The 14,679-nt window shown below is 60.1% G+C and carries 13 protein-coding genes; 8 read left to right on the plus strand and 5 right to left on the minus strand.

Features of this window, described 5'->3' with window-relative positions; translation table 11 throughout:
* Positions 1 to 3: 3 nt before the first annotated feature.
* From G8764_RS18390 to miaB, 4 genes are all read right to left on the minus strand, one after another.
* The gene (locus G8764_RS18390; protein WP_166166360.1) at positions 4 to 858 is read right to left on the minus strand and encodes an HlyC/CorC family transporter; all 855 of its coding nucleotides are present in this window, start codon (positions 856 to 858) and stop codon (positions 4 to 6) included.
* A 55-nt stretch (positions 859 to 913) separates the two neighbouring features.
* The gene (gene ybeY, locus G8764_RS18395) at positions 914 to 1,372 is read right to left on the minus strand and encodes an rRNA maturation RNase YbeY (protein ID WP_166166362.1); all 459 of its coding nucleotides are present in this window, start codon (positions 1,370 to 1,372) and stop codon (positions 914 to 916) included.
* A gap of 11 nt (positions 1,373 to 1,383) precedes the next feature.
* Complete coding sequence (locus tag G8764_RS18400; protein WP_166166364.1) at positions 1,384 to 2,427, minus strand: PhoH family protein; 1,044 nt, start codon at positions 2,425 to 2,427, stop codon at positions 1,384 to 1,386.
* Positions 2,428 to 2,565: 138 nt separating this feature from the next.
* A complete protein-coding gene (gene miaB / locus G8764_RS18405; RefSeq protein WP_166166366.1) occupies positions 2,566 to 3,930 on the minus strand; it encodes a tRNA (N6-isopentenyl adenosine(37)-C2)-methylthiotransferase MiaB in 1,365 nt (454 codons plus the stop codon).
* A 243-nt stretch (positions 3,931 to 4,173) separates the two neighbouring features.
* Here miaB and G8764_RS18410 point away from each other — a divergent pair, with 243 nt between their 5' ends.
* From G8764_RS18410 to G8764_RS18420, 3 genes are all read left to right on the plus strand, one after another.
* A complete protein-coding gene (locus G8764_RS18410; protein WP_207951962.1) occupies positions 4,174 to 4,515 on the plus strand; it encodes a DUF1820 family protein in 342 nt (113 codons plus the stop codon).
* Between the two features lie 260 nt (positions 4,516 to 4,775).
* Entirely contained in the window at positions 4,776 to 5,363 is a 588-nt protein-coding gene (locus G8764_RS18415; protein WP_166166368.1) for a hypothetical protein, read from the plus strand.
* 227 nt (positions 5,364 to 5,590) lie between these two features.
* Entirely contained in the window at positions 5,591 to 6,418 is an 828-nt protein-coding gene (locus G8764_RS18420; protein ID WP_166166370.1) for a hypothetical protein, read from the plus strand.
* Positions 6,419 to 6,579: 161 nt separating this feature from the next.
* Here G8764_RS18420 and G8764_RS18425 read toward each other — a convergent pair whose 3' ends face one another.
* Entirely contained in the window at positions 6,580 to 6,987 is a 408-nt protein-coding gene (locus tag G8764_RS18425) for a hypothetical protein (protein ID WP_166166372.1), read from the minus strand.
* Between the two features lie 161 nt (positions 6,988 to 7,148).
* Here G8764_RS18425 and dinB point away from each other — a divergent pair, with 161 nt between their 5' ends.
* From dinB to lspA, 5 genes are all read left to right on the plus strand, one after another.
* Positions 7,149 to 8,213, plus strand: coding sequence for a DNA polymerase IV (gene dinB, locus G8764_RS18430; protein WP_166166383.1), 1,065 nt, complete (start codon positions 7,149 to 7,151; stop codon positions 8,211 to 8,213).
* Positions 8,214 to 8,530: 317 nt separating this feature from the next.
* Positions 8,531 to 10,120, plus strand: a complete 1,590-nt coding sequence (gene murJ, locus G8764_RS18435) for a murein biosynthesis integral membrane protein MurJ (protein WP_166166437.1) — start codon at positions 8,531 to 8,533, stop codon at positions 10,118 to 10,120.
* A gap of 187 nt (positions 10,121 to 10,307) precedes the next feature.
* A complete protein-coding gene (gene ribF, locus G8764_RS18440; protein ID WP_166166385.1) occupies positions 10,308 to 11,252 on the plus strand; it encodes a bifunctional riboflavin kinase/FAD synthetase in 945 nt (314 codons plus the stop codon).
* A 65-nt stretch (positions 11,253 to 11,317) separates the two neighbouring features.
* Positions 11,318 to 14,116 carry an isoleucine--tRNA ligase gene (gene ileS, locus G8764_RS18445; RefSeq protein ID WP_166166387.1) on the plus strand — a complete coding sequence of 933 codons (2,799 nt, stop codon included), beginning with the start codon at positions 11,318 to 11,320 and terminating at the stop codon, positions 14,114 to 14,116.
* A 46-nt stretch (positions 14,117 to 14,162) separates the two neighbouring features.
* Complete coding sequence (gene lspA / locus G8764_RS18450) at positions 14,163 to 14,660, plus strand: signal peptidase II (RefSeq protein WP_166166439.1); 498 nt, start codon at positions 14,163 to 14,165, stop codon at positions 14,658 to 14,660.
* The last annotated feature ends 19 nt before the right edge of the window (positions 14,661 to 14,679 follow it).

Here is a 14,679-nt window from a genome sequence, read left to right on the forward strand (position 1 = left end):
GGATTAGCCGGGCGGGGTCAACCGCAGCAGGTGGATCTGGCGGCTGTCGGCGTAGAGAATGCGGAACTTGAAGCCGTCGATTTCCGCCACTTCATTGCGCTGGGGCAAGTGCCCGAAGGTGCGCATCAGAATGCCGCCGATGGTAACGTAGTCGTCTTCGTTAAAGCCGGCGCCGAAGAACTCGTTGAACTCCTCCACCGGGGTCAGGGCCTTGACGATGTAATCGTTGTCGGACACCTTGCGGATAAAGGCATCTTCATCGTCGTCGGTCTCATCTTCAATGTCGCCGACGATTTCCTCGAGGATGTCCTCGATGGTAACCAGCCCGGAGATGCCGCCATACTCATCGATGACCATGGCCATGTGGTAGCGGTCCTCGCGGAACTCCTTCAGCAACACGTTGAGGCGTTTGCTCTCCGGGATTACCGTGGCAGGACGGATAATGTCTTTCAATTTAAAGTTGTCGGTGCCACCGAGAATCAGCGGCAGGAGGTCCTTGGCCAGCAGGATGCCTCGAATGTCGTCGGTGGACTCGCCAATCACAGGAAAACGCGAGTGCGCCGACTGGATAACCGTGGGCAGGAAATCCTGGGGTTTGTCATCGATCCCGATTACCACCATTTGTGAACGGGGAATCTGGATGTCGCGGACCTGGCGACCGGCGACATCGAGCGCGCCGGTGATGATGTCCAGTTCTTCCTGCTCGACAACTTTGTTGTCTGCTGCCTCGCGAATGATATCCAGCAGTTCCTCGCGGGATCTTGGTTCGCCGGAAAAGGCGGTCATTAATCGTTCCAGCCAGCTTTTGTCGTTCGATCGACTGCTGTCTGGGGTGCTACTCGACGGTTCTTCGCTCATGGCCTGGCTTGTCTCCTTGGTGTGTCAGCCGTAATTGGTCGGGTAGTGCCCGCCCTCATGCGTCGTAAGGGGGCGGAAAGCCCAGCTTGGTTAGTATGTCTGTTTCCAGTTGTTCCATTATGTCGGCTTCGGTGTCATTTATGTGGTCGTAGCCCAATAAATGCAAGGTGCCGTGTACCAGCATGTGGGCCCAGTGGGCCTCGCGGGTCTTGTCTTGCTGGCGCGCTTCCTCGTTTACCACCGGCGCGCAGATAACCAGGTCGCCGAGCAGGGGGATATCCAGTTCGGCGGGCAGGTCAGCGGGGAACGACAGCACGTTAGTGGCGCTGTCCTTGTGGCGGTACTGGTGGTTGAGCTGCCGGCTCTCGTCGCGCTCGACAATGCGCACAGTCACTTCGGCGCGCTCGCGCAGGCCACTCAGGGTTGCCTGCAGCCAGTGTTCCATGGCCTGCTGCTCCGGCAAGTCGTGGCCGGTGCAGGCAATTTGCAAATCGAGATTAAAATCGGAAGTCATGGGGCACTGGATCAGGCTTTCGGGGTGGCGCGATCAGTGTCTGCTTCGTGCGTGTCGTAGGCCTCGACAATGCGCTGCACTAACGGGTGGCGGACGACATCTTTGGTGGTGAAGTGGGTGAAGCTGATGCCCTTGACTGCGTCCAGAACCTCAACGGCATGGCGCAGGCCGGAAGCCTGGCCGCGGGGCAAGTCTGTCTGCGACGGGTCGCCGGTTATGACCGCGGTGGAGCCAAAGCCGATACGGGTCAGGAACATCTTCATCTGTTCACGGGTCGTGTTCTGGCTCTCATCGAGAATGATAAACGAGTTGTTGAGGGTGCGGCCACGCATGTAGGCCAGTGGTGCAACTTCAATAACGTGGCGTTCAATCAGCTTGCCGACCGTATCGAAGCCCAGCATTTCGTAAAGGGCGTCGTACAGGGGGCGCAGGTAGGGGTCGACCTTCTGGGCCAGGTCGCCGGGCAGAAAACCGAGTTTTTCACCGGCTTCCACCGCCGGCCGGACCAGCAGGATGCGTTCGACCTCGTCTTTCAGCAGTGATTCCACCGCACAGGCCACCGCCAGATAGGTTTTACCGGTCCCGGCGGGGCCGACACCGAAATTGACGTCGTTGCGCTGGATGGCGCGCACATATTGTTGCTGGTGGCGGCCCCGGGGTTTGACCGTGCACTTTTTGGTGCGGATCAGGGTGATGGCGTCCAGTTGCTGGTTGTCAGCGGTATCGGCGTCGTCCGCAGGGGTGGCTTGCAGCTCTTCCAGTTGTGACTGTTGCAGGGCGAGATGAATCTGGTCCGGGGTCAGGTTGCCGCCGTCGTGGGTTTCCCGGTAGAGGCTCTGCAGCAAAAGCTCCGCCGCGCGGGTGCTGTCGGGCTCGCCCAGTAGGGCAAACTGGTTGCCGCGGTTGCGGATTTCGATGTTCAGGCGACGTTCAATCTGGTGCAGGTGCTCATCAAACTGGCCACACAGTACCGCCAGGCGGCGTGTGTCATTGGGCTCCAGGATAACCCGGTGGGCGGCCGGGGTTCCGGTAGGGGAGGGTGCTGTGGTATCCAAAGTGTTTGTGTATCCGCCTTCATCGCAGTCGATAAGGCTAGACTACTCCATTAAAGAGGTTGGGGGAAAGTCAATTCTATGGCTTTTCGGCTATAAAAGTACTGGTTTTTATTGCTGGGTTTTATTAGCTGGTTTTTATTAATGGTCCAGCTCGGAGCCCACCAGTGTACCGCGCAATGAATTGGGCAGTGCTTCCTCGATCAGGATGTCGGCAAATTTGCCGATCAGTTCTGCCCGGTCGCAGCGGAAATTGACCACCCGGTTGTTCTCGGTGCGGCCGGCCAGTTGCCCGGGGTCTTTTTTGGAGTAGCCGCTTACCAGCACCCGCTCCACATTGCCCACCATGTGCCGGGCAATAGCCTGCGACTGCTGGTTGAGGCGCGCTTGCAGCAGGCTCAGGCGCCGCTTTTTGGTATCGGCACTGGTGGCGTCGGGCAGGTCGGCCGCCGGCGTGCCGGGGCGCGGGCTGTAGATAAAGCTGAAGGACATATCGAAACCGACGTCCTGGATCAGTTTCATGGTGGCTTCGAAATCGGCGTCGGTTTCACCGGGAAAGCCGATAATAAAATCCGAGGAGAAGCACATGTCGGGGCGGATTTTTTTCAGCTGCCGCAACTTGGACTTGTATTCGAGCGCGGTGTGGCCGCGCTTCATGGCCATCAGGATGCGATCGGAGCCGCTCTGTACCGGCAGGTGCACATGGCTGACCAGCTCCGGCACTTCGGCGTAGACATCGATCAGGCTCTGGCTGAACTCCACCGGGTGGGAGGTGGTGAAGCGGATTCGATCGATGCCGTCGATGGCGGCAACGTAAGTGATCAGCTCCGCCAGGTCGACCGGGGCGCCGTCCGGGCTCTCGGCGCGGTAGGCGTTGACGTTCTGGCCCAGCAGGTTGACTTCGCGCACCCCCTGGGCCGCCAGGTGGGCCACTTCGCGCAGCACATCGCCCACCGGGCGGCTGACTTCTTCACCGCGGGTGTAGGGCACCACGCAAAAGGTACAGTACTTGGAGCAGCCCTCCATAATGGAGACAAAGGCGCTAACGCCATCGGCATCCGGTTCCGGCAGGCGGTCGAACTTTTCGATTTCCGGGAAGCTGATATCGACCACCACGGCGCCATTGGCGCGCGGCGTCTCCATCATTTCCGGCAGCCGGTGCAGGGTCTGGGGGCCGAAGATCAGATCCACGTAGGGCGCGCGCTGGGCGATGGCCTCGCCCTCCTGGCTGGCGACACAGCCGCCGACACCGATCACCAGGTCGGGGTTCTTGTCTTTCAGGTGTTTCCAGCGGCCCAGTTGGTGAAACAGCTTTTCCTGGGCTTTTTCACGGATCGAGCAGGTGTTGACCAGCAAGACATCGGCTTCGCCCGGGTCGTCGGTGGCGATCATTTGGTGCGATTCCCCGAGCAGGTCGCGAATACGATTGGAATCGTACTCGTTCATCTGACAACCGTGGGTCTGAATAAACAGCTTTTTTGTGGGACGCTGCGCCGAATCCGCCATCTGACTATTGCCTGGGACCGCCTCTATGGCCGTCGTAAATAAAATCGAACGGCGGATTATAGCCGTGTGCGGCGGCAAAGCAAAATGAAAAAAATGCCGCGGCGAGGGGGAATTGCTCAATTTGATTCATTGGATGGTTGTTAAACCGGGTGGTCCGGGCCAGATTTGTGCTATCCTTTCGCCCCCTCCGGATTGGCCGGTGGGATTTTCTATTCCCCAGATTGTGAAATTTAGCGTCCCTCTATGGCAGATAAGTCGATTTACAAAGTCATTTTTTACAACCAGAACCAGGTCTACGAAGTTTACGCCCGCGCCATCTACCAGAGCGAGATGTACGGCTTTATAGAGGTGGAAGAGTTTGTCTTCGGTGAGAAAAACCAGATGATCGTCGACCCGGCCGAAGAGAAGTTGAAAAATGAGTTCGACAAGGTGGCGCGCTCCTATATCCCCATGCACGCCATCATTCGCATCGATGAAGTCGAGAAAGAGGGCGCGGTCAAGGTTACCGAACTCAAGGGGGTCGACAAAATCACCCACCTGCCGTTTCCCGGCAGCGTTACGCCGCCGAAATCAACCACCGACTGATAGCTTCATCTGGAATTCGCCGGGTTATCCGCCGAGGCGAAAACCGGCGGCATGGTGTAGGTAAATTCCTGATTCCCGATCCATATCCGCCGCCAGCGGCAAAGGGCCAGTGCGGTTAGCGGCGGCTGCTTCCGTGCCTCTGGGGAATTATCCGCTGCCGGATTGGTCCAATAGTACGTTTATTCGTCAAATCAATAAGATAAGTGAGGAAGTTTCAGTTGAAGTTAAGGTTGTCGGTCACAGTACCTGGAGTCGTCCTGTTGGCGTCAACGCTTTTCTATGCCGCCGCGCCTGCGGCCCTCGACAATAACGCCCTCTGGCTACCGGCCAAGTACCAGAAGCTGCAACCCAAACTGCGCCAGGCGGCGCTCAAGCTGGAGGCCACTGACCGCTGTGATCGGCTGCTGCGCGGCAGCTTGCATGAGTCCAGCCAGGGCCTCGACGGCGCGGTCTTTTTACTGGTCTGCCGCGATACCGAGTTCAAAACCTACGCGGTGCTGGCGGACGCCAACACCCTCGAATTTGCCTACGTCAAATACGGCCAGTCGATGGCGGGCCTTGCCAGCGGCGACAGTGACCCGCTGCTGGAGGAGCGCCTGCAACAGCTGCGCCTGGAGTGCGACAAGTTGTTTGACCGGAAAACGAGGTTTATGAAGAACCTGCAGCGATTTGATGACGGGCAGCCACAAATGACGCGCGGTGAGGAACAGGAGCTGTCCCTGTTTATTAATTTCGACGCCGAGAGCATGCAGGGCAATCTGCTTAATTATCAGGCCACCTGTACCTCTACCCAGGTGGATAGCCCCATCAGCTTTACCATCAGGGCGCGTAAATCGGCGCTGCGCTAGGAGCCTGTCGGACTTAGGGTTGCCCTGCTGCGAAAAAGCCGAGTTTGGCCATTTTTTAACCATTTTCTCGTTAAATAGAACCACTATTCGCCTCAAAAATGGTTAAACACTGACTCAAATCGGACTTTCTCTCGCTACGGGCACCTAAGTCCGACAGGCTCCTAGCCGCGCAAGTATTCTGCGGTGTAGTTTCCTTATCTATTATCGACTTTTATAGCTTCGAGGCCATGTACCTTTTTAAAGCCCTGTATGTCTTGCTCTATATGATCGCCGCGGCCATAGCCGTGGCCTGGTCGCTGTTGCACCTGTGGCAAGGGGACTGGCTGTGGCTGGCACCCTGCCTGCTTTGGGCGCCGCTGCCGCTGCTCAATCTGTGGCGCTTTTACCGCGCCAATCTCTGCTTTCCCGACGAGCGCGAGCGCGTGGTGCTGGGGCTGGGGTTGGTGGGGCTGGCCCTGGTACTGGTCGGCGCCAGCCGGGGGCCGGTGTTGTGGTGGAGCCTGGCGGGCCTGTTCAGTTTACTGCTGTTTTTGTTTGTGGTTTCAAGGCTCAATCCCGGGGTGCGGGAAAAACCCGGCGACAGCGCGGCCTTGCCGGCCCTGGATTTTCTCGATCCCAGGGGCCGCAGGGTCAAAGTCACCGATCTTGCGGGTGTCTCGCTGCTAGTGGTGGTCCACGCTCACTGGTGTCCCTATGCGCGCATGGCGCTGCGGGAGTTGCGCCAGCAGGCGCGGCAACAGGGTTTGCCACCGACATCGATCATGTTGCTGTTTCCCGATTACCTGCCCGACTGGTGCCAGCCGCTTATTGCCGAGGGCTTTCACTGTTGCTATGACGAAGAGGGCAATAGCAGTCAGGCGCTGGGGCTTTGGTTGCGGGGTGGCAGCAGCTTTTTGCCCGGCGGCGCCAACGCCCTGCGACCGGCACTGGCGGCACTCGATGCCGACGGCAAGCCAGTCTTTTGGCGGGTGGCCAGCAATTATCGCCTGCCGCCGCTGCTGGGCGACCACTGGCAGCGGCTGCGGCCGTTACTGGCCGACCGGCTGCGGGGCTAGGAGCCTGTCGGACTTAGGTGCCCGTAGCGAGAGAAAGTCCGATTTGAGTCAGTTTTTAACCATTTTTGAGGCGAATAGTGGTTCTATTTAACGAGAAAATGGTTAAAAAATGGCCAAGCTCGGCTTTTTCGCAGCAGGGCAACCCTAAGTCCGACCGGCTCCTAGAGCGCGCCGTTGGGCAGAAAGCGGTTGTCGCTATTGGCCCGAATCCACAACAGCAATTCCTTGGACGGTGGTGCCTTGCGCTTGCGCAGCACTTTGACCAGCCACACCACTGGCGATTCGGCCCCGGCTTGCCAGCCCTCCAGCTGCATTTCCGCCAGGGTAAAAAAGCGCACCAGGTGCACAATCTCCTCGTTATCCAAATGGCTGGCGGCCTCGGTCCAGGCGGCTTTGCCGAGCGTCATTAGCGGCCGCTGTTCGGCCTGCCACTCGGCCGAGGTTTCGGCCTCCAGGCGCATCAGCTTATCCTCCCGCGACAGGCGGATGCACTCCGCCAGCACATCTGCGTCGATGGTTGCTTCTTTTGCTGTTGCTGTTGCTGTGGGTTCCCACGCATTTACCGTCATATTTGCTGTCGCTCATTAATTGCTGCTGATTGTTACTCCGGCTGACAGTATAACCCGGCCGGCTGTGGACGTGGCGGTCGGCGGCAAAACCCGCTATAGTCTGTATAAATAACCAGTGGTTTGTTGGCTCGCTGGCGGGCCGAAATGTGAGACGAGCGGGAATGCGCAAGATAATTCATGTGGATGCAGACTGTTTTTTTGCCGCCCTGGAAATACGGGACGATCCGACCCTGCGCGGGCGTCCGGTGGCGGTGGGTGGTGATCCGGGCAAGCGCGGGGTGATCTCTACCTGCAGTTATGAGGCGCGGGTGTTCGGGGTGCATTCGGCCATGGCCTCGGCCCACGCCATGCGCTTGTGTCCCAACCTGATTATCGTGCCGCACAGCATGGACAAATACCGGCAGGCATCCCAGGCCATGCAGGAGATATTTCGCGACTACACCGACCTGGTTGAGCCGCTGTCGCTGGACGAGGCCTTTCTCGATGTCAGCCAGTGTAGCAGCCACTCTGGCAGCGCCACTCGCATGGCGGAGGAAATCCGCGCGCGGGTGCAGGCGGCGCTGGGGATTACCGTCTCCGCCGGCGTCGCCCCCAACAAGTTTGTGGCCAAGGTCGCCAGTGACTGGCACAAGCCCAATGGCCTGACGGTAGTGCCACCGGGTCAGGTGGATGGCTTTGTGGCCCAGTTGCCAGTGCAGCGAATTCACGGCGTGGGCAAGGTCACGGCGGCGCGCATGCAGCAGATGGGTATCCACAGTTGCGCCGATCTCAGGCGCTACAGTGCGCTGCAGTTGAGCGAGGCCTTTGGCAGCTTCGGCGGGCGCTTGTATGAACTCTGCCGGGGGCTGGATGAGCGGCCGGTGAAGCCCTCGCGCACGCGCAAGTCCCTCAGCGTGGAGCACACCTTTGCCCGCGACCTGCCCGATGTCAGCCAGTGCCTGGCCAGGTTGCCGGCACTGTTTGGGCAGTTGTGCGGCCGCCTCGGTCGCCTCGACAGCGATTATCAAATACTGAAGAGCTTTGTGAAAATGAAGTTCAATGACTTTGGTGCCACCACGGTGGAGCGGGTGGGCATGGGCGCCTGCCTGGACGATTATCACCAGCTGCTGGCGGAAGCCTTCCAGCGCGGCGGCCGACCGGTGCGCCTGCTGGGGATCGGGGTGCGTTTCAAGGACCATGGCGGCGCCGGGCCGATGCAGCAGCTGGATTTCTTCGAGTCGGCCTGAGTACGATGCGCCCGTGGCGGCGCGGCCGGCACTGACCGGCGCGGCGGGTGGCCAAGAACCATTGGCTCTTGCCGGAGGCTTTGAGTACACTGCCGCGGTCGTCAAGCGTCGCTATTGCTGTCTTTGCTGTAAAAGCTTTTAAAGCAGCTTCTTCGGCGCCGGAGCGCAGTATTCAATCTCTACCACGCCAGGATTTGGAAGCCCACTTGTCATCCGAACCGCACAATCAGTCTGCCGGCGATTCGCCATCGGGCCGTCCGCCTGCAGACAGCCCGTTGCCGGGCGAGCAAGCCCCGGGTCAGCAATCGCCGGGCGATATGCCGCCGGGCAAGCCGCCGGCCGCCGGCCTGTTGCGCTCCACCGCCCTGGTGGGAATGATGACCATGCTGTCGCGGGTGCTGGGTTTGGCCCGGGACGTGGTGCTGGCCCGTTTTATCGGTGCCGAGGCCGGCGCAGATGCGTTTTTCGTGGCCTTTAAGATTCCCAACTTCCTGCGCCGCCTGTTTGCCGAGGGCGCGTTTGCCCAGGCCTTTGTGCCGGTACTGTCGGAATATCGCGAAGTGGGCAGCCAGGCGGCGGTGCGCCACCTGCTCGATCGGGTGGCCGGCTGCCTGGGGGTGAGTCTGGTGGCCCTGACCCTGCTGGCGGTTGTGGGGGCACCGGTTCTGGCAGCCCTGTTTGCCCCCGGATTTTTGCACGACGCGGTGCGCTATCCGCTCACCGTGGAGATGATCCGCATCACCTTTCCCTACCTGATGCTGATCTCCATGACCGGCCTGGCCGGTGCCGTGCTCAACAGCTACGACCGCTTTGCGATACCGGCGTTTACCCCGGTGCTGCTGAATGTAGTGCTGATTGCCGCCGCCATGCTGGCGGCGCCCTATTTTGACCCGCCGGTGCTGGCACTGGCCTGGGGGGTGTTGGCCGCGGGCTTTATCCAGCTGCTGTTCCAGCTGCCGTTTTTATGGCGCCTTGGTTTGCTGCCGGCACCCAAGGTGGATTGGCGCGATGAAGGGGTGGTGCGCATTTTGCGCTTGATGGCGCCGGCCATATTTGGCGTCTCAGTGAGCCAGATTAACCTGCTGCTGGATACGGTGCTGGCGTCGTTCCTGCCCACCGGCAGCGTCTCCTGGCTCTACTATTCCGATCGTTTGTCGGAGTTGCCGCTGGGGGTATTCGCCATTGCCATCGCCACGGTTATTTTGCCGCGCCTGTCGCGCCAGCACGCCGCCGAGGACCCGACCCAATTCAGTGCCACCCTCGACTGGTCGATCCGCATGGTGCTGCTGATCGCGTTGCCCGCCGCCCTGGCATTGATGGTGTTGGCGGAGCCGATACTGCTGACCCTGTTCCAGTACGGCAAGACCTCGCTGCTGGATATCCGTATGTCCAGTTACAGCTTGCAGGCCTACTCGATCGGACTGACTGCGTTTATGTTGATCAAGGTATTGGCCCCCGGTTACTACGCCCGCCAGGACACCAAAACGCCGGTGCGTATCGGCATTATCGCCATGCTCAGCAATATGGTGCTGAACGTCATTTGCGTGGCGCCGCTCTATTTTTACTTTAATTTGGGCCATGTCGGCCTGGCCCTGGCCACCTCGCTGGCGGCGTTTATTAACGCCGGGCTGCTCTGGCGTGGCCTGTATCGGGGTGGCGTCTATCAACCCGGTTGCAACGCCGCGGTCGGCAGCTGGCGGCTGTTTATGCTGCAAATGCTGTTTGCCAACCTGTTGATGGTGGCGGTGCTGTGGTGGCTCTCGGCCTATTTGGGCAGCTGGGTAGCGCTGGGCTGGTGGCCGCGTATCCTCAACCTGGCGCTGGTGTGCGGCGCCGGTCTCGGGGTGTACCTGGTTGCCCTGGCGCTGGCCGGCGTGCGCTTGCGCCACCTGCGCGCCCGCTTCTGACCGCGTCGCGGCCGGCGGGAGCCGGGCCGGAGTCGCCGTCTCGCGCAAATTGATTAACCCGTGTGCGCATCTGGGGTATACTCCGGCCCTTGTTTTCTGGCGCCTGGCGCCATTACCCGAAATACTGGCGGGCCTTGAATCGCACACCGGTTCCCTGGCAGCTGGCTTTAGCAACGAGTTTTCATTAGTGCCACAGTTACATAATCGATTTATCCGTGGGATCCATAACCTCCGCGCCGGCGACAAGGGCAGTGTGGTGACTATAGGCTCCTACGACGGTGTCCATTTGGGGCACCAGACCATTATGAAACAGGTGGTGGAGAAGTCCCGGCAGACCGGTTTGCACTCTATTGCGGTGGTGTTTGAGCCGCACCCGAATGAGTATTTCTCCCAGGAAAAGGCGCCGGCGCGGCTGATGACCTTTCGGGAAAAGGTTCTGGCCCTGTACCAATCCGGAATTGATCGGGTCTGTTGCCTGCGTTTTAACGAGTCCCTGCGCTCGCTGTCGGCGGCGGAATTCGTGCAGCAAGTACTGGTGGATGGCCTGGCGGTGAAGTACCTGGTGGTGGGTGACGATTTCCGCTTTGGCCAGGACCGCAGCGGTGATTACGATTACCTGCACCGGGCGGGCCAGCAGTTTGGCTATGAGGTGACCGACTCCAGCACCTTTGAAATCGATTCCGAGCGGGTCAGCAGCACGCGTATTCGCAAGGCCCTGCAAGACAGCGATTTCCTGCTGGCCGAACGCCTGCTCGGTAAGCCCTACCGCATCAGTGGCCGGGTCGCCTATGGCCAGCAGTTGGCGCGCCAGTGGGGGGTGCCCACGGCCAATGTGCATTTGCGCCGCTATCGCTCGCCGCTACAGGGAGTGTATGCCGTGCGTACCTGGTTGCCCGACGGCTCGGTGCAACCCGGTGTGGCCAATGTCGGGGTGCGCCCCACCATCGGTCAGAAAATTAAGCCTATACTCGAGGTGCACTTGCTCGATTTTGCCGACAATCTTTACGGCCAGCGGGTCGCGGTAGAATTTGTGCACAAGTTGCGCGAGGAGCAAAAGTTCGACTCGCTGGAGTTACTGCGCCAGCAAATTTACCAGGATATTGAAAGCGCCCGCGCCTATTTCGCCCAATAGGGCACCACAACGGCCTTCCAGTGACTAAATTCCTTCTGCCAAAACGACGCTATTAATACGACACTATGACCGATTACAAACCGACCTTGAACTTGCCCAGCACCGGCTTTGCCATGAAAGCCAACCTGGCCCAGCGTGAACCCGCCATGTTGAAAAAATGGCAGAGCGAAAAGCTCTATGAAACCATTCGCGCGGCCCGCAGCGGTTGTGAGCAGTTTATCCTGCACGACGGTCCTCCTTACGCCAATGGCGATATCCACATCGGCCACTCGGTCAACAAGATTCTGAAGGACATTATCGTCAAGTCGCAGACCCTGAACGGTCTGGACGCTCCCTATGTGCCCGGCTGGGACTGTCACGGTTTGCCCATTGAGCACAATGTGGAAAAGAAGATTGGCAAGGCCGGGGTTAAGGTGGATTTTAAAACCTTCCGCCAGAAGTGCCGCGACTACGCTCGCAAGCAAGTGCAGGGGCAGAAGGCGGACTTTATCCGCCTCGGTGTGCTGGGGGAGTGGGACAATCCCTACCTGACCATGGACTATAAAACCGAAGCGGACATCATTCGCTCGCTCGGCAAGATCATCGACAACGGTCACCTGCACAAGGGCTTCAAGCCGGTGTACTGGAGTGTGGTGGGTGGCTCGGCGCTGGCTGAGGCGGAAGTGGAATACCAGGATAAAACCTCCAACTCCATCGATGTGCGCTACCGGGTGGCAGACCCGGAAGCCCTAACTGCGGTCATGGGCGCACTGGAAGGTGAAGGCGAGGTGTCGGTGGTGATCTGGACCACCACTCCCTGGACCTTGCCGGCCAGCCAGGCGGTCAGTCTCAATGCCGAACTGGAATACGTCGTAGTGCAGGCCGGAACCGAGCGCCTGTTGCTGGCCGAGGCGCTGCTGCCCGCGGTTATGGCCCGGGCCGAGATCGACGACTACCGCATTGTCGGCCGCTGCCGGGGCAGCCAATTGCAAGGCCTGCAGCTGCAGCATCCGTTTTACGCGCGCCAGGTGCCGGTGATCCTCGGTGCTCACGTGACCACCGATGCCGGTACCGGCTGTGTGCACACCGCCCCCGACCACGGCGTTGACGATTTTAATGTCGGCGCCGAGAACGGCATAGGTACGCTCAACTATATCGATGACCACGGCATCTACCGCGACGAGGTGGAGCTGTTCGCTGGCGAGCATGTGTACAAGGTGGACGACAAGGTGCTGGCGACCCTGGAAGAGCACGGCAGCCTGTTGCACAAGACCAAACTCACCCACAGTTATCCGCACTGCTGGCGCACCAAGACACCGCTGATTTACCGGGCGACGCCGCAGTGGTTTGTCAGCATGAGCCAGAACAACCTGTTGGCGCAGGTAAAATCGGCAGTCCGGGATGTGCAGTGGATTCCCGACTGGGGCCGGGCCCGCATCGACGGCATGCTCGACTCCAGCCCCGACTGGTGTATCTCGCGCCAGCGCACTTGGGGCGTGCCCATCGCCCTGTTTGTGCACAAGGATACCCAGGAGCTGCACCCGCACAGCAGCCGCCTGATTGAAGAAGTGGCCAAGCGGGTTGAGCAGGACGGCATGGACGCATGGTTTGAACTGGATGCCACCGAGTTGCTCGGCGCCGAGGCGGACCAGTACAACAAGGTGACCGATACCCTCGACGTCTGGTTTGATTCCGGGGTGACCCACTTTTCGGTCTTGCAGCAGCGCGCCAATTTGCGGTTTCCGGCGGATTTGTACCTGGAGGGCTCCGACCAGCATCGGGGCTGGTTCCAGTCCTCCCTGAAAACCTCCATGGCGATGAACGGTGTGCCGCCCTACAAGCAGGTGCTGACCCACGGTTTCACCGTGGATGAAAAAGGCCACAAGATGTCCAAGTCACTGGGCAATGTGATTCCGCCGCAAAAGGTGGTCAACGAACTGGGCGCCGACGTGCTGCGCCTGTGGGTGGCGGCGACGGATTTCAGCGGTGAAATGCGGGTCTCCGACGAGATCCTCAAGCGCACCGCCGACTCCTATCGGCGTATCCGCAATACCGCTCGCTTCCTGTTGTCCAACCTGAACGGTTTCGAGCCGGAGCGTGATGCCCTGCCGGTGGCCGAGTTGCTGTCGCTGGATCGCTTTGCGGTGGAGCGCGCGGCGCGCCTGCAGGCCGACATAGTACAGGCCTACAACAGCTACAATTTCCACAGCATTTACCAGAAGTTGCACAACTACTGTGTGGTGGACCTGGGTGGCTTCTACCTGGATATCATCAAGGATCGCCAGTACACCACCCAGGCCGACAGCATCGCCCGGCGCTCGGCCCAGACCGCTCTGTATCATATCGTCGAGGCCTTTGCCCGCTGGATCGCGCCGATTCTCAGTTTTACCGCCGACGAGCTCTGGGACCATATTCCGGGGCCGCGCCAGGGCCCGGTATTTGCCGCCCAGTGGTATGAGTTTCCGCTGCAGGCCGGCGCCACCGAGCTGGACTACGGCTACTGGTCACTGATGACTTCGGTAAAAACCGCGGTCAACAAGATGATCGAGAAAAAGCGCGGCGAGGGAATTATCGGCGGCTCCCTCGACGCTGCGGTCACCCTGGTGTGCGACAGCGACCTGGCGCAGCGCTTGTCCCTGCTCGGCGATGAGCTGCGTTTTGTGCTGATCACCTCGGCGGCGGAGGTGACTACCGCCGCGGTGAGTGGTGCCGAGGCAACCGAGCTGGAGGGGCTGTCCGTATTGGTGAGCAAGTCCGGCGGCGACAAGTGCGTGCGCTGCTGGCACTATCGCGAGGATGTGGGCAGCGATCCGGAGCATGCCGAGATCTGTGGACGCTGCGTAGAGAATGTGGTGGGTGGCGGTGAGCAGCGTCAGTTTGCCTGAGTCAATAGAGATGGGTACCGGAGTGGATACGAAAGTCGAGTCGCGTATGGCGGCGGCCAGCTGGAAGTGGTACCTGCTGGCGCTGCTGGTGGTGCTGCTCGACCAGCTCAGCAAAAGCTGGGTCAGTCACAACCTGGCCTACGGCCAGCCGTGGGTGCTGACCGATTTTTTCAACCTGACCCTGCTGCACAACCCGGGGGCCGCGTTCAGCTTTTTGAGTGATGCCGGCGGCTGGCAGCGCTGGTTTTTTACCGCCGTGGCGGCAGTAGTGAGCCTGGCGGTGGTGGTCTGGATTGCCCTTTTACCACGCGCTCGGCACTGGGAAGCGCTGGCGCTGGCGCTGGTGTTGGGGGGAGCCATCGGCAACCTGTACGATCGCGTGGTGCTGGGTTACGTGGTGGACTTTCTTGTGGTCCACTACCGCGATTACTATTGGCCGGCGTTCAATATTGCCGACAGCGCCATTTGCGTCGGGGCCGGGTTGTTGATCGTGGACTCGCTGCGCGGCCGCAGGGACAGCGGCGCCAGTGCAGCGGAAAAGTGACAGTCACAAGTGGCGGGTC

Origin of the sequence: Pseudomaricurvus alcaniphilus (genome assembly GCF_011440395.1) — a bacterium.
In the GTDB taxonomy this organism is placed as follows: Bacteria; Pseudomonadota; Gammaproteobacteria; order Pseudomonadales; family Cellvibrionaceae; genus Pseudomaricurvus; species Pseudomaricurvus alcaniphilus.

What these genes read in the sequence shown, in the direction of transcription:
- G8764_RS18390 (WP_166166360.1), bottom strand. Translation starts at nt 858, where the DNA reads ATGAGCGAAGAACCGTCGAGTAGCACCCCAGACAGCAGTCGATCGAAC.
- ybeY (WP_166166362.1), bottom strand. Translation starts at nt 1,372, where the DNA reads ATGACTTCCGATTTTAATCTCGATTTGCAAATTGCCTGCACCGGCCAC.
- miaB (WP_166166366.1), bottom strand. Translation starts at nt 3,930, where the DNA reads ATGGCGGATTCGGCGCAGCGTCCCACAAAAAAGCTGTTTATTCAGACC.
- G8764_RS18410 (WP_207951962.1), top strand. Translation starts at nt 4,174, where the DNA reads ATGGCAGATAAGTCGATTTACAAAGTCATTTTTTACAACCAGAACCAG.
- G8764_RS18420 (WP_166166370.1), top strand. Translation starts at nt 5,591, where the DNA reads ATGTACCTTTTTAAAGCCCTGTATGTCTTGCTCTATATGATCGCCGCG.
- G8764_RS18425 (WP_166166372.1), bottom strand. Translation starts at nt 6,987, where the DNA reads ATGACGGTAAATGCGTGGGAACCCACAGCAACAGCAACAGCAAAAGAA.
- dinB (WP_166166383.1), top strand. Translation starts at nt 7,149, where the DNA reads ATGCGCAAGATAATTCATGTGGATGCAGACTGTTTTTTTGCCGCCCTG.
- murJ (WP_166166437.1), top strand. Translation starts at nt 8,531, where the DNA reads ATGCCGCCGGGCAAGCCGCCGGCCGCCGGCCTGTTGCGCTCCACCGCC.
- ileS (WP_166166387.1), top strand. Translation starts at nt 11,318, where the DNA reads ATGACCGATTACAAACCGACCTTGAACTTGCCCAGCACCGGCTTTGCC.
- lspA (WP_166166439.1), top strand. Translation starts at nt 14,163, where the DNA reads ATGGCGGCGGCCAGCTGGAAGTGGTACCTGCTGGCGCTGCTGGTGGTG.